This is a genomic window from Delftia sp. 60 (genome assembly GCF_002754395.1).
Classification (GTDB): domain Bacteria; phylum Pseudomonadota; class Gammaproteobacteria; order Burkholderiales; family Burkholderiaceae_C; genus Comamonas; species Comamonas acidovorans.
The window spans coordinates 3708587-3721338 of the sequence record NZ_PEFD01000001.1 but is presented as its reverse complement, the minus strand read 5'-3'; the positions used below and the strand labels follow the sequence as shown (position 1 = coordinate 3721338).

At 67.7% G+C, this 12752-nt stretch carries 14 protein-coding genes; 9 read left to right on the top strand and 5 right to left on the bottom strand.

What is annotated here, in order from left to right; all coding sequences use genetic code 11:
- Positions 1-125: 125 nt before the first annotated feature.
- From CLV01_RS16945 to CLV01_RS16935, 3 genes are read left to right on the top strand one after another with little or no spacing between them, the layout of a single operon-like run.
- Positions 126-1121 (top strand): Bug family tripartite tricarboxylate transporter substrate binding protein, encoded by a 996-nt coding sequence (locus CLV01_RS16945; protein WP_088164875.1) that lies wholly within the window; start codon positions 126-128, stop codon positions 1119-1121.
- 44 nt (positions 1122-1165) lie between these two features.
- Positions 1166-2176 carry a Bug family tripartite tricarboxylate transporter substrate binding protein gene (locus tag CLV01_RS16940; RefSeq protein WP_099733726.1) on the top strand — a complete coding sequence of 337 codons (1011 nt, stop codon included), beginning with the start codon at positions 1166-1168 and terminating at the stop codon, positions 2174-2176.
- Positions 2177-2220: 44 nt separating this feature from the next.
- Complete coding sequence (locus tag CLV01_RS16935) at positions 2221-3081, top strand: isocitrate lyase/PEP mutase family protein (protein WP_016445909.1); 861 nt, start codon at positions 2221-2223, stop codon at positions 3079-3081.
- Positions 3082-3122: 41 nt separating this feature from the next.
- On the opposite strand, the gene CLV01_RS16930 is transcribed toward CLV01_RS16935, so the two are convergent.
- On the bottom strand, positions 3123-3719 hold the full coding sequence (locus tag CLV01_RS16930) for a TetR/AcrR family transcriptional regulator (RefSeq protein WP_099735121.1): 597 nt from the start codon (positions 3717-3719) through the stop codon (positions 3123-3125).
- Positions 3720-3841: 122 nt separating this feature from the next.
- Here CLV01_RS16930 and CLV01_RS16925 point away from each other — a divergent pair, with 122 nt between their 5' ends.
- Positions 3842-5062 (top strand): MFS transporter, encoded by a 1221-nt coding sequence (locus CLV01_RS16925; RefSeq protein ID WP_063326259.1) that lies wholly within the window; start codon positions 3842-3844, stop codon positions 5060-5062.
- Positions 5063-5096: 34 nt separating this feature from the next.
- Here CLV01_RS16925 and CLV01_RS16920 read toward each other — a convergent pair whose 3' ends face one another.
- Positions 5097-5978 (bottom strand): LysR family transcriptional regulator, encoded by an 882-nt coding sequence (locus CLV01_RS16920; RefSeq protein ID WP_034393130.1) that lies wholly within the window; start codon positions 5976-5978, stop codon positions 5097-5099.
- Between the two features lie 114 nt (positions 5979-6092).
- Here CLV01_RS16920 and CLV01_RS16915 point away from each other — a divergent pair, with 114 nt between their 5' ends.
- The gene (locus CLV01_RS16915; protein ID WP_099733727.1) at positions 6093-7637 is read left to right on the top strand and encodes an MFS transporter; all 1545 of its coding nucleotides are present in this window, start codon (positions 6093-6095) and stop codon (positions 7635-7637) included.
- Between the two features lie 92 nt (positions 7638-7729).
- Here CLV01_RS16915 and CLV01_RS16910 read toward each other — a convergent pair whose 3' ends face one another.
- The 3 genes from CLV01_RS16910 to CLV01_RS28825 all read right to left on the bottom strand — a co-directional run bounded on the left by CLV01_RS16910 (position 7730) and on the right by CLV01_RS28825 (position 10225).
- Positions 7730-8311 (bottom strand): Fe-Mn family superoxide dismutase, encoded by a 582-nt coding sequence (locus CLV01_RS16910; RefSeq protein WP_012205408.1) that lies wholly within the window; start codon positions 8309-8311, stop codon positions 7730-7732.
- Between the two features lie 328 nt (positions 8312-8639).
- Positions 8640-9977 (bottom strand): exodeoxyribonuclease VII large subunit, encoded by a 1338-nt coding sequence (xseA, locus tag CLV01_RS16905; protein WP_099733728.1) that lies wholly within the window; start codon positions 9975-9977, stop codon positions 8640-8642.
- On the bottom strand, positions 9974-10225 hold the full coding sequence (locus tag CLV01_RS28825) for a hypothetical protein (protein WP_143290038.1): 252 nt from the start codon (positions 10223-10225) through the stop codon (positions 9974-9976). Before CLV01_RS28825 ends, xseA begins: the two co-directional genes overlap by 4 nt.
- Before the next feature lie 147 nt (positions 10226-10372).
- Here CLV01_RS28825 and CLV01_RS16900 point away from each other — a divergent pair, with 147 nt between their 5' ends.
- From CLV01_RS16900 to CLV01_RS16885, 4 genes are all read left to right on the top strand, one after another.
- Positions 10373-11005 carry a MotA/TolQ/ExbB proton channel family protein gene (locus tag CLV01_RS16900; protein ID WP_012205406.1) on the top strand — a complete coding sequence of 211 codons (633 nt, stop codon included), beginning with the start codon at positions 10373-10375 and terminating at the stop codon, positions 11003-11005.
- 31 nt (positions 11006-11036) lie between these two features.
- On the top strand, positions 11037-11462 hold the full coding sequence (locus tag CLV01_RS16895; RefSeq protein ID WP_012205405.1) for an ExbD/TolR family protein: 426 nt from the start codon (positions 11037-11039) through the stop codon (positions 11460-11462).
- 13 nt (positions 11463-11475) lie between these two features.
- A complete protein-coding gene (lpxK, locus tag CLV01_RS16890) occupies positions 11476-12492 on the top strand; it encodes a tetraacyldisaccharide 4'-kinase (protein ID WP_099733729.1) in 1017 nt (338 codons plus the stop codon).
- A 64-nt stretch (positions 12493-12556) separates the two neighbouring features.
- Positions 12557-12739 carry a Trm112 family protein gene (locus CLV01_RS16885; protein WP_012205403.1) on the top strand — a complete coding sequence of 61 codons (183 nt, stop codon included), beginning with the start codon at positions 12557-12559 and terminating at the stop codon, positions 12737-12739.
- Positions 12740-12752: the final 13 nt, after the last annotated feature.

Genomic DNA, 12752 nt, shown 5'->3' with positions numbered 1-12752 from the left:
GAACTGAAAAATGCATTCAGATCAATGGCTTGCAATAACAAGGGTTTACCCTTTATTGCCATGGCATGCAGCTTGCAAACAAGGCCGGCGTTTCAATCATTTCAAGTATTTCCAGGAGACTCCCCATGCACCAGCCATCCCGCCTGCCCCGCCGCACCGCCCTGGCCGCCCTGCTTGCCACCGTGCTGCCGCTGGCCGGCGTGTCGTTTGCCGCGCCTGCCGCCGATGCCTGGCCCACCCGCCCCATCCGCCTGGTGGTGCCGTTCTCCGCAGGCGGCGCCAACGACCTGATGGCCCGCTCTGCCGCCGAAGGTGCGTCCAAAATCCTGGGCCAGCCGGTGGTCATCGACAACCGCGCAGGCGCGGGCGGCACCGTGGGCGCCGACATCGTGGCCAAGGCCCAGCCAGACGGCTACACCCTGCTGGTGAGCGCGGCCGGCGTGATCTCCAACAGCATGATCAAGAAGACCATGCCGTTCAAGGACGATGCGCTGGTGCCCGTGGCCATGATCGGACTGGCGCCTTCGGTGATCGTGGTTCCCAAGAACGCGCCCTACCAGAACCTGCGAGATTTCGTCGAGGCATCGAAGAAGGGCCAGGGCTTCAATTTCGCCACGGCCGGCACGGGCAGCACGCCGCATTTCGTGGCCGAGATGCTGAACGTGAAATACGGCGCACAGCTGCAGCCCGTGCCCTACAAGAGCGGATCGGAAAGCACGACGGCCGTGCTGGGCGGCCAGGTGGAGGGCACGTCGGAGGCCAGCATCATCGCCCTGCCCCACATCCTCAATGAGGGCAAGTTCAAGGCCCTGGCCACCACCTGGACGCAGCGCATCTCCGCCTATCCGCAACTGTCCACCGCCGTGGAGCAGGGCTTTGCCGAACTGCAGATAGCGCACTGGGCCGGCATCCACGCGCCCAAGGGAACGCCGGCCGCCATCCTGGACAAGCTGGCCGCCGCCGTGGACCAGGCCATGAAGGAGCCGGCCACCGTGGAGAAGCTCAAGGGTCTGGGCATCGAGCCCATCGGCGGCACGCGCGCCGAGTTCGTGAAATTCACCGATGCCGAGCGCAAGCGCCTGGGCGAGATCGTCAAGGCCGCGAAGATGCAGGAAAAGTGAGCCGCTCCCGCCACAACCACGGATCCCAACCGAGACAAGACACCATGAATACCCGCCGCAATACCCTCCGCCTGAGCCTGGGGCTGGCCCTGAGCGCCACCGCCGCCGCTGCGGCCCTGCTCGCCGCCCCCGCCACCGCCGTGGCCCAGGGCGCAGATGCCTGGCCCTCGCGCCCCATCAAGCTCATCGTGCCCTATGCGGCCGGCGGCTTTGCCGATACGCGGGCCCGCAAGATCGCCGACAAGATAGGCCAGAGCCTGGGCCAGCCCATCGTGATCGACAACCGCGGCGGCGCGGGCGGCGTGACGGGCACGGATGCCATTGCCAAGGCCACGGACGGCCATACCTTCGGCTTCGGCTCGCCAGGTCCGCTGGTGACCAATCCCATGCTGATGAAAAAGCTGCCCTACAACGCCACACGCGACCTGCAGCCCATCATCCTGATCGAAGAGGCGCCGCTGATCCTGACCACGGCGCCCAACCAACCGTTCAAGACCGTGGCCGAGCTGGTGGCTGCAGCCAAGGCCAAGCCGGGCACGCTGACCTATGGATCGTCGGGCGTGGGCGGTGCCCACCACCTGTCGGGCGAGCTGCTGGCCTTCCAGACGCGCACGGACATGGTCCATGTGCCCTACAAGGGCGGCGCGCTGGCAGCCACCGACCTGATGGGCGGGCACCTGGCCTTCATGTTCGAGATGGGCTATGCGGCCCTGCCCGCCATCCAGGGCGACAAGGTCAAGGCGCTGGCCGTGTCCAGCAAGCAGCGACTGAAGGTGCTGCCCAGCGTGCCCACGCTGGATGAGGCGGGCATCAAGGGCTTCGAGTCGTACAACTGGCTGGGCATGATCGCTCCGGCCAGCACGCCGCCGGCCGTGATCGAGCGCCTGAACAAGGCCGTGAACGAGGCACTCAAGGACGCCGAGGTGCGCGCCATGATCGAGAACACGGGCGGCATGGTCATGGGCGGCACGCCCCAGGCCTACGGCAAGTTCATCGAGGCCGAGCGCGCCAAGTGGGGCCCGGTGATCAAGAACGCCAACATCACGCTGGACTGAGCGCCAGCCCGCGCATCGCTTTTTCCCATTCGACACCACCATCCATGAACACCAAGCAACAACTCAAGGCCCTGGCCGAAGCGCGCCGCGGCGTGCTCGTGCCCGGCGCATTCAACGCGCTGTCCGCGCGCGTCGTGGCCGATCTCGGCTTCGAGGCCATCTATGTGACCGGAGCCGGCGTGACCAATATGTGGTTCGGCCTGCCCGACCAGGCCTTCATGGGCCTGACCGACATCGCCGACCACACGGCCCGCATCCGCGACGCCGTGGATCTGCCGCTGATCGTCGATGCCGACACCGGCTTTGGCAACGCGCTCAACACCTACCATGCGGTGCGCACGCTGGAGCGCGCAGGCGCCGACTGCATCCAGATCGAGGACCAGATCAGCCCCAAGCGCTGCGGCCATTTCAATGGCAAGGAAGTGATTTCCACCGAGGAAATGCTGGGCAAGATCAAGGCCGCCGTGGACGCACGCCGCGACCAGGGCACGCTGATCATGGCGCGCACCGATGCCTGCGCCACGCAGGGCTTCGAGGCCGCCGTGGAGCGCGCCCAGCGCTTTGCCGAGGCGGGAGCCGACATCCTTTTTGTCGAGGCCGTGACCCAGGCCGAAGAAATCCGCGCCCTGCCCCAGCGCCTGTCCACGCCGCAGCTGATGAACATGGTGATCGGAGGCAAGACGCCCATTACCGACGCGGGCGAGCTGGCAGACCTGGGCTATGGCCTGGTGCTGTATGCCAATGCCGCGCTGCAAGGCGCCGTGGCCGGCATGCAAAAGGCGCTGGGCCAGCTGCGCAACGAGCGCAGGGTGGACGAGAACCCCGCGGTGGTCGCCCCCTTTGCCGAGCGCCAGCGCCTGGTCAACAAGCCGTTCTGGGACGCGCTGGAAAAGAAGTACGAGTGAAGCACGAGCGAGGGCGGGCTGGCGCAGCACCGCTCAGCCGCTCAGCCCCTCGCCGACGCCTTCCACCCCTTGAGCGTCAACTCCAGCGCCTGCAGCGCCTGCGGCAAGCGTTCGGGGGGCGCCCCTTCCTCGGCAATCCAGAACGCGGATTCCACCAGGCAGCCATTGAGCAAGCGCGACATGGCCAGAGGATTGGCGCGCACGATCACGCCGCGCTCCATGAGCTGCTCCAGGTAGCCGGCCACGAAGGCAATGCAGGCGCGGTGCTGCTCGCCCTGGTCCGTGCCGGTGAGCACGGCGCGCGCATCCTGCAGCACGATGCGGCGTATCTCGCCCTCCTGCGCCATGGCCAGGTAGGCGCGGCAGTAGGCCAGGAACCCCTCCCAGGGGTCGGTATGGTCGGCCAGCACCTGCTCCAGGCGTGCGTCCATCTCGGCATCCATCTGCGCCACCACGGCGGCCAGCAAGCCCGGCTTGCCACCGAAATGGTGGTACAGCGCGCCGCGCGTCAGGCCGGCATTGGCCGTCAATTCGTCCATGGAGGCCTGGGAATAGCCCTGGCTGCCAAAGGCCTCGCGCGCAGCCTCGATGAGCTTGGCGCGTGTCTCCTCGATCATGCTGGCCCGGCTTTTGCGCATGGCGCACTCCATTCACATACAAAACGTATGCCAATGATACGGCGCGTCACGGGCAACCCGTAGAATCGCTGACATACGCCGCGTATGTGATTGCAGCGGCCTGTCCGTTTTCCGAGGTTTCCATGTTCCACGCCTACCGCCAGCTGTTCACCCGGCCCGGCACGGCCGCCTTTGTGCTGGCCGGTCTCCTGGCCCGCCTGCCCCTGTCGATGACGGGCATCGGCCTGATCACCATGCTGTCCCAGCAGCGCGGCGCCTACACGCTGGCCGGCGCGGTCGCGGCCTGCTTTGCGCTGTCCATTGCGGTGCTGGCGCCCCGCATCTCGGCCCTGGTGGACCGCCATGGCCAGCGCAAGGTCCTGCCCTGGGCAGCGGCCGTGAGTGCCGCCGCCATGTTCGCGCTGCTGGCCTGCGCGCATTGGCAGGGGCCGGATTGGCTGCTGCTGGTGCTGGCAGCGCTGGTGGGCGCCCTGCCCAGCATGCCGGCCATGGTGCGCGCACGCTGGACCGTGCTGCTGCGCGGCACGCCCCAGCTGCAGACGGCCTATGCGCTGGAGGCCGTGCTGGACGATGTCTGCTTCATCGTCGGCCCGCCGCTGTCGGTAGGCCTGAGCATGGTGCTGTTCCCCGAGGCGGGGCCGCTGGCCGCCTCCTTGCTGCTGCTGGTGGGCGTGGCGCTGTTCGTGGCCCAGCGCCGCACAGAGCCGCCCGTGGACACATCGCAGCAGCGCACGCGCCAGCAGTCGCTGGCCCGCCATCCCGTGGTGCGCACGCTGGCGCTGTTCATGCTGGCCCAGGGCATCATCGTGGGCACCATCGACGTGGCCAGCGTGGCCTTTGCCACGCAGCAGGGCCAGCCAGCGGCGGCCAGCATCGTGCTGTCGTTCTACGCGCTGGGGTCCTGCGTGATGGGACTGGTCTTCGGCACGCTGCGCCTGAAGGCGCCGCTGCACCGCCAGATTGCCTGGGTGGGCGCCTCGGTCTGCATCACCGCCGTGCCCCTGCTGCTGGCCACCAATGTGTTCACGCTGACCCTGGCCGTGTTGCTGGCCGGCATTACCTTCGGGCCGACCATCACCGTGGCCATGGGCCTGGTGGAGCAGCAGGTGCCGCACCAGCGCCTGACCGAAGGCATGACCTGGCTGCTGACCGGAATTGCCATGGGCGTGGCCCTGGGCGCGGCCGCCGCAGGCTGGGCCACCGACCTGTGGGGCGCACGCATTTCCTTCGTGGTGGCGCTGCTGGCCGGTGTCGCCATGTGGTCCCTGGGCGTGCTGGCCGCACGCCAGGCACGAGCGAAAGAGAGCCCGCCTGCCGAAGACGCAGCCGCTGCCTGCACCTGAACACGGCCCCAACGCCCGCGCCAGCCCAGACTGCTCAGGCCGTGGCCATCAAGGCCAGCAGCTCGGCCAGGCGCTGGCGCATCCACAGCGCTTCGGCCCCGGGCGCCAGCCCTTCCAGCCAGAGCATGCGCACGGTCAGCGGCGGCAGCGCGAGCCCCTCGCAGGCGCGTTGCCGCAGATGCGGGCGCAGATCGCCGAACTCGGCAATATTGACCGGCAGGATGGCCCAGCCCAGGCCGTCGGCCACCATGTCGGCAATCACATAGAAGCTGTTGGAGCGCCAGACGGCGGGACTGAGCACGGTGTCCTCCACGCCCTCGATGTGCATCAGCAACTGGCGGTGCGCGGCCAGCTGCCTGCGCGTGAGGGCCGCCGTGCCATCGAGCACATGGCCCTTGGCCACGCAAATGGTCTGCGGCACGCTGCCGATATGGCGCTGGGCGCAGGTGGCCGGCGCAGGCGCTCGGTCGAACTGGAAGGCGACCTGGGCACGCTGCGCCGCCACATGCTCGGCCACTTCGGAGGCCGTGCCGTTCAGCACGGTCAGCTCCATGGCCGGAAAGCGCGCCGCCAGCTCCTTGAACAGCTGGGCCAGCGGCACATAGGGCAATGCCTCGTCCAGCGCAACGGCCAGGCGTGCCTGCCCGCCTGCGGCCAATGCGCGGGCGCGGTGGTCCATGGCCTGGGCCTGGTGCAGCAGGGACCGGGCCTCCAGCAGCATCACCTCCCCTGCCGCCGTCAGCTGCACGCGGCGCCCCACGCGGTCGAACAGCTCCAGCCCCAGGTCGGCTTCCAGCAGGCCGATGGCCGTGCTCACGGCCGACTGCGCACGACCCAGGCGACGGGCAGCCTCGGTCATGGTGCCGGCTTCGGCCACCGCCACAAAATGCTTCAGCCTGTCGAGCGTCCATTCCATCCATCAATTTTATGGATGGAATCAAACTTTGATAAATCATTTCATTGATGGAAACTGTGGTTTTCATCAAGAAGGAAGCCCTGGCCCACAAGGCCCGGGGCAAACAGGTGCTTTATGGCGTTCACAACGCAAACCCAGAACCCCGTTTCGGGGCATCTTCCAAAATCCCAGGCGGCCGATCCGCGCCGCTGGCTGGTGCTGGCCATCGTCTCGGTGGCGCTGCTGCTCATCGTCATCGACATGACAGTGCTCTACACGGCGCTTCCGCGCCTCACGCATGACCTGGCGGCCACGGCCTCGGCCAAGCTATGGATCGTCAACATCTACGCGCTGGTGGTCTCCGGCCTGCTGCTGGGCATGGGCACGCTGGGCGACAGGCTCGGTCACAAGCGGCTGTTCATGGCCGGGCTGTGCGTGTTCGGCGTGGCATCGCTGTGCGCGGCCTTTGCGCCCTCGCCCGCCCTGCTGATTGCGGCGCGCGCGCTGCTGGGAGTGGGCGCGGCCATGATGATGCCGGCCACGCTGTCCCTGATCCGCCTGAGCTTTGCCGATGAGCGCGAGCGAGCTCTGGCCATCGGCATCTGGGCCTCGGTGGCCTCGGGCGGTGCGGCATTCGGGCCGGTGGTGGGCGGGCTGCTGCTCGAATACTTCTGGTGGGGCTCGGTGTTCCTGATCAATGTGCCCATCGTGCTGCTCGCCCTGCCCCTGGCCGGCTGGCTGATTCCCGCAGGCACGGCCACCTCGCAGCGGCCCTGGGACTTCATCGGCTCATTGCAGGTCATGGCAGGCTTGGTGGGCAGCACCTACGCCATCAAGGAAGCCGGCAAACAATCGCCCGACTGGGCCCTGGCCGCCGCGACCCTGGTGCTGGGCCTGGGCTTTCTCGCGCTGTTCGTGCGGCGCCAGCGCCGCAGCAGCGACCCGCTGCTGGACTTTGCGCTGTTTCGCAACCCGGCGTTTGCCACGGCCGTGGCCTCGGCCCTGGTGGCAGCGGCCGCGCTGATCGGCATGGAGCTCGTGTTCAGCCAGCGCCTGCAACTGGTGCAGGGACTGTCGCCACTGCAGGCCGGCCTGGCCGTGCTGCCGCTGCCGCTGGCCGCCTTTGTGGCCGGCACCGTGGCAGGCCACTGGCTGCCACGCCTGGGCGGCGCGCGCATGCTGCCGGCAGCGCTGCTGCTGTCGGCCCTGGGCATGGGCGGCTATCTGCTGGTCCACGACATGGGCTGGTGGCCGCAGGCGGCGGCGCTGGCCCTGCTGGGCCTGGGCATAGGCGCGGCCATGACCACGGCGTCGAGCACCATCATGCAAAGCGCTCCCGCGGACCGTGCAGGCATGGCGGCCTCGGTCGAGGAGGTGTCATACGAGCTGGGCGGCGCACTGGGCGTGACGCTGATGGGCAGCCTGCTGTCGGCCGTCTATGCAGGCTCACTGCACCTGCCGGAGGGCCTGGACCTGGCCCTGCCCGACTCCGTGCGCGACAGCCTGGACGAAGCCCTGCTCGCTGCCGATCAGCTGATGCCCCAGGCCGCGCACCAGTTGACCGAACTGGCACGCACGGCCTTCGGCCAGGGCTTCAGCGCCGTGATCGCTAGCGCCACGCTGCTGCTGTTCTGCACGGCACTGTGGACGGGCTGGCGGCTGCGCGGTCAGCGCCGCTGAGCCGTCGCCTTCCTCTCAAAAAGCAAAAAGCCCCGTCCGGGGCTTTTTGCGTTGCGTGCACATGGCGTGCACACGTCGTACCTGCGCTTCGATCAGGCGAAGTTCTGCTCGGCAAACTTCCAGTTCACCAGTTGGCCGAGGAAGGTCTCGACGAACTTGGGACGCAGGTTGCGGTAGTCGATGTAGTAGGCGTGTTCCCAGACGTCCACGGTCAGCAGGGCCTTGTCTTCCGTAGTCAGGGGCGTGCCGGCGGCGCCGGTGTTGACGATGTCCACCGAACCATCGGCCTTCTTGACCAGCCAGGTCCAGCCAGAGCCGAAGTTGCCCACGGCCGACTTCACGAAGGCTTCCTTGAAGGCGGCGTAGCTGCCCCACTTCTTGTTGATGGCGTCAGCCAGTGCGCCGGTAGGCTCGCCGCCACCGTTGGGGGCCATGCAGTTCCAGAAGAAGGTGTGGTTCCAGATCTGGGCTGCGTTGTTGTAGATGCCGCCGGAAGACTTCTTGACGATCTCTTCCAGGGTCATGTTTTCGAATTCGGTGCCCTTTTGCAGGTTGTTCAGGTTCACCACATAGGCGTTGTGGTGCTTGCCATGGTGGTACTCCAGCGTTTCCTGGCTGTAGTGGGGTGCCAGCGCGTCAATCGCATAGGGCAGAGGGGGCAAGGTATGTTCCATGGTGTTTCCTTCGTGGTTGAAATCTTTTAGGACGGGCCAGCACCTGTTGCGCAGAGCGCCTGCAGCGCCTGCCGTGACCGTCGCGCGGGGCCTGCACTGCGCGCATTGCTGCGAGCCCTGGCCCTCACGCACCCGAACGGGCATTGTAGGAACAACTTCGTGACCCTGCGGCGAAAGCGCGCGCCAAATGGCCCATCTTGGCCCATCTTGGCCCGCTGCTGCGAGGGTGGATGTGAATTGACCTTGATCCGGCCAATCGGCCTACACGGATACTGCCTGCCACCCCCCATTCCCCGCACGCCGAACGCTGCACACAGCGGGCCGCAGTTCAGAGCAGGCGCGGCTGCGTCACCACCAGGTCCAGGCTGCCGTCGGCCAGCTGTGCCTGCAAGGCCGTGCCCGGTGGCGCGCTGCGCGCCTCGGTCACGGGATGACCCTCGGCATCGGTCAGCAGGGCATAGCCGCGCTGCAGCACCAGGCGCGGGTCCAGCAGCTGCAGGCGAAGCTCCATGCGCGCCAGATGGTCCGCACGCCGGTCCAGGCCGCGACGCATGCCGGCAGGCAACTGCGCCTGCAGGCCCTGCCCCGCATGGTCCATGCGCTGCAGCCGCAACTGCATGGCATGGCGCAGTCGCTGGGCCTGGCGGCTGAGCTGCAGCCGGCTGCGGGCCAGTTGCTCGCTGGGCCGGCCCAGGCGCTGCGCTGCCAGGTCCAGGCGCTGCTGCTGGCGGTCCAGCAGCCGCTGCACACCGTCCTCCAGGCGGCCCTGCATGAGCTGCAGCGCACCCATCCAGACCTCGCGCGGCTGGCTCACCAGTTCGGCCGCCGCCGTGGGCGTGGGCGCGCGCAGGTCGGCGCAGAAGTCGGCAATGGTGAAATCGGTCTCGTGCCCCACGCCGCAGATCAGGGGCACCGGGCTTTGCACGATGGTGCGGGCCAGGCGCTCGTCATTGAAGGCCCAAAGGTCTTCAATGGAGCCGCCCCCGCGCACCAGCAAGATGGTGTCGATGGGCGGCGCGCCGGCCACCGAGCCATCAACCGAGCCCGCGCCTTCCCGCGCCAGGCCATAAAGCCTTTGCAGCGCATCGATCAGGGAGGCCGGCGCCTGCGCGCCCTGCACCAGGGCAGGCGCCAGCACCACGGGGATATGGGGCACGCGGCGGCGCAGCGCCGTGATCACGTCGTGCAGCGCAGCAGCCCCGGGCGAAGTCACCACGCCAATGCCGCGCGGCAGCGGCGGCAGGCTGCGCTTTCGGGCAGCGTCGAAAAGGCCTTCGGCCTCCAGCTGCGCCTTCAGCCGCAGGAACTGCTCGAACAGGGCGCCCTGGCCCGCACGCTGCATGCTCTCGACGACCAGTTGCAGGTCGCCACGCTGCTCGTAGACGCCCAGCCGGCCCCGCAACTCGACCAGCTCGCCGTCGCGCGGCGAAAAATCCATGAGCTGGGCCGCACGCCGGAACATGGCGCAGCGGATCTGCCCGCCCGCGTCCTTGATGCTGAAGTAGCAATGGCCGCTGGCCGCGCGGGAAAAGCCGCTGATCTCGCCGCGAACCGCCACCGGATTGAAGCGTGCCTGCAAGGCGTCGCTCACGGCGCGGCACAGCGCGCCGACTTCCCAGACCAGCGGCGCCGCTGCTGGGTTCATTGCGCCGAATGCACCACTCATGCGGCCTCCCGGTCTGCATGCAGTGCAACATTCTCCACAGGCAGGCGGATGCAGACCCGAGCAGGCATTTTGGCGGCAATTTGCAGAAGCACTCTCAAAAACACCTCGCAAGCAATTGATTCATAAAGATTTTTTTGCTGCAACAAAGAATTCACATTTGTCACAGTGTCCATTCGCCGCCGCAGCGGCGTTTGCGCAACCCGCTTGATAACAAAGTTATCCACAGAAATCTGTGCTATAGCGACCATCCAAAATCCCGAATATGGGGAGCCGCCCGTTGCCTGGATGCTGCGCCGGGTCACAGTTTTCAGGCGATCGCGGACACGAGACGCCTGGACCGGCCATATGGCTGGGCCATAATCGTCGGCTGCAGTTAAACGCGGGGGGAAAACAACTTGCTGTCGATCATACAAGCCGCAGGCTGGCCGATCTGGCCACTGATTGCCTGCTCCATCCTGGCTCTGGCCCTGGTCTTTGAACGTTTCGTGGCGCTGAAAACGGCCCGCGTAGCGCCGCCCGCCCTGCTGGGCGAGGCGATTTCCGTGTCCTCGCGCGGCCTGCCCAGCCAGGAAGTCGTGCAGCAGCTGTCCCAGAACTCCACGCTGGGCGAAGTCCTGGCAAGCGGACTGCGCGCCCTGCAGGCCCATCCGGACAGCAGCGAAGAAGAGCTTCGCGCCTCCATGGAAGGCGCCGGCCGCGCTGCTGCCCACACCCTGGAAAAGCACCTGAGCGCGCTGGCCACCATCGCCTCTGCCGCGCCTTTGCTGGGCCTGCTGGGCACGGTGATCGGCATGATCGAGATCTTCGGCTCGCAAGGCGGCGCATCGGCCACCGGCGGCGGCAACCCGGCGCAGCTGGCGGCCGGCATCTCCATCGCCCTGTACAACACGGCCTTCGGCCTGATCGTCGCCATTCCGGCGCTGATCTTCTGGCGCTACTTCCGCGCCCGCGTCGATGGCTACCTGCTGGGCATGGAGCTGGCCTCCGAACAGTTCGTGCGCCACCTGGTGCGCGTCGGCGGCAAGTGAACCCGCAGAACCCGCACGCGAGAGACCTGCCATGAACTTCCGTCCCCGCCGCCGTGACGAGCCCGAGATCAACCTGATCCCGTTCATCGATGTGCTGCTGGTGGTGCTGATCTTTCTGATGCTGTCCACCACCTACAGCAAGTTCACCGAGCTGCAGCTGACCCTTCCCGTGGCCGATGTCGAGCAGCAGCGCGACCGGCCCCGCGAAATCATCGTCGCCATCGCTGCCGACGGCCGCTACGCCATCAACAAGACCGCCGTGGAAGACCGCAGCGTCACTGGCCTGACCCAGGCACTGGCCGCAGCGGCAGTTGCCGGCAAGGACAGCGTGGTCATCATCAGCGCCGACGCCACCGCGCCGCACCAGTCCGTGGTGTCGGTGATGGAGGCCTCGCGCCGCGCCGGACTGTCCCAGATCACCTTTGCCACGCAGACCTCGGCCAGCGCCGGGCGCTGAGGGCAAGGCCTCCATGCCCGGGAATGGCCCCGCCCCCGCAGCCCGGGGGCTTCGCGCGGCCTGGCGCCACCGCGGCCCGCTGGCCTGCTCCCTCTTCCCCCTGTCCCTGCTGTACCGTGCCCTGCTGGGCCTGCATCGGTTGCCCTATGCACTGGGTTTCAGGCGTGCAGGCCAGGCCGGCATTCCGGTCATCGTCGTCGGCAACGTGATTGCGGGCGGCGCCGGAAAGACCCCCGTCACGCTCGCCCTGGCCCGCCATCTGCGGGACAGCGGCTGGAGCCCTGGCATCGTCTCGCGCGGCTATGGCCGCAGCACGGACGACTGCCGCGAAGCCCATCCTGACAGCGCCCCCGCCGATGTGGGCGACGAGCCCGCGCTGCTGGCGCGCGCCAGCGGCGTGCCGGTCTTCGTTGCCCGCAAGCGCATCGAGGCCGTCCAGGCCCTACGTGCCCGCCATCCCCAGGTGGATGTGGTCATCAGCGACGACGGCCTGCAGCACCTGGCCCTGGCCCGCGACATCGAGCTGTGCGTCTTCAACGACGACGGCATCGGCAATGGCTGGCTGCTGCCGGCCGGCCCGCTGCGCGAACCCTGGCCGCGCCCCGTCACCGCCGTGCTGCACGCGGGCACCTGCCCGCCAACGGATGCGCCCGCCTTTGCCATGCAGCGCCAACTGGCCGCTGAAGGCGTCAATGCGCACGGTGAGCGCATTCCCCTGGCGGCCCTGCGCGGACGGCCCGTGGAGGCCGTGGCCGCCGTGGCCCGGCCCGAGGCCTTTTTCTCCATGCTGGCCACTGAACAGGGTCTGGCGCTGGAGCACGCCCAGGCACTGCCGGATCACTATAATTTTGAGAGCTTCCAGCGCCTGGGACGCAATGAAGACCCGCTGGTCTGCACCGAAAAGGATGCGGTCAAGCTGTGGCGAACCCATCCCCAGGCCTGGTCCGTTGCGCTGCAATTGCAGCTGCCGCCAGATTTCTGGGCGCTGCTGGATCAGCGGCTGCAGGCGCTGCGCAGGCCACGCGCCTGACTATCATCACCGTCTTGGCTGGCCGCCACGGCCCGCCCTCCCCCTCCAAAACACAGGATCCGCCATGGACGCCAAACTTCTCGAACTGCTGGTCTGCCCCGTCACCAAGGGCCCGCTGCGCTTTGACCGCGAGCACCAGGAACTGGTCTCGCGCAGCGCGCGCCTGGCCTACCCCGTGCGCGACGGCATCCCGGTGCTGCTGGAGGCCGAAGCCCGCACGCTGGACGACGACGAGCTCGAGGACTGATCGCGCCGCAAGG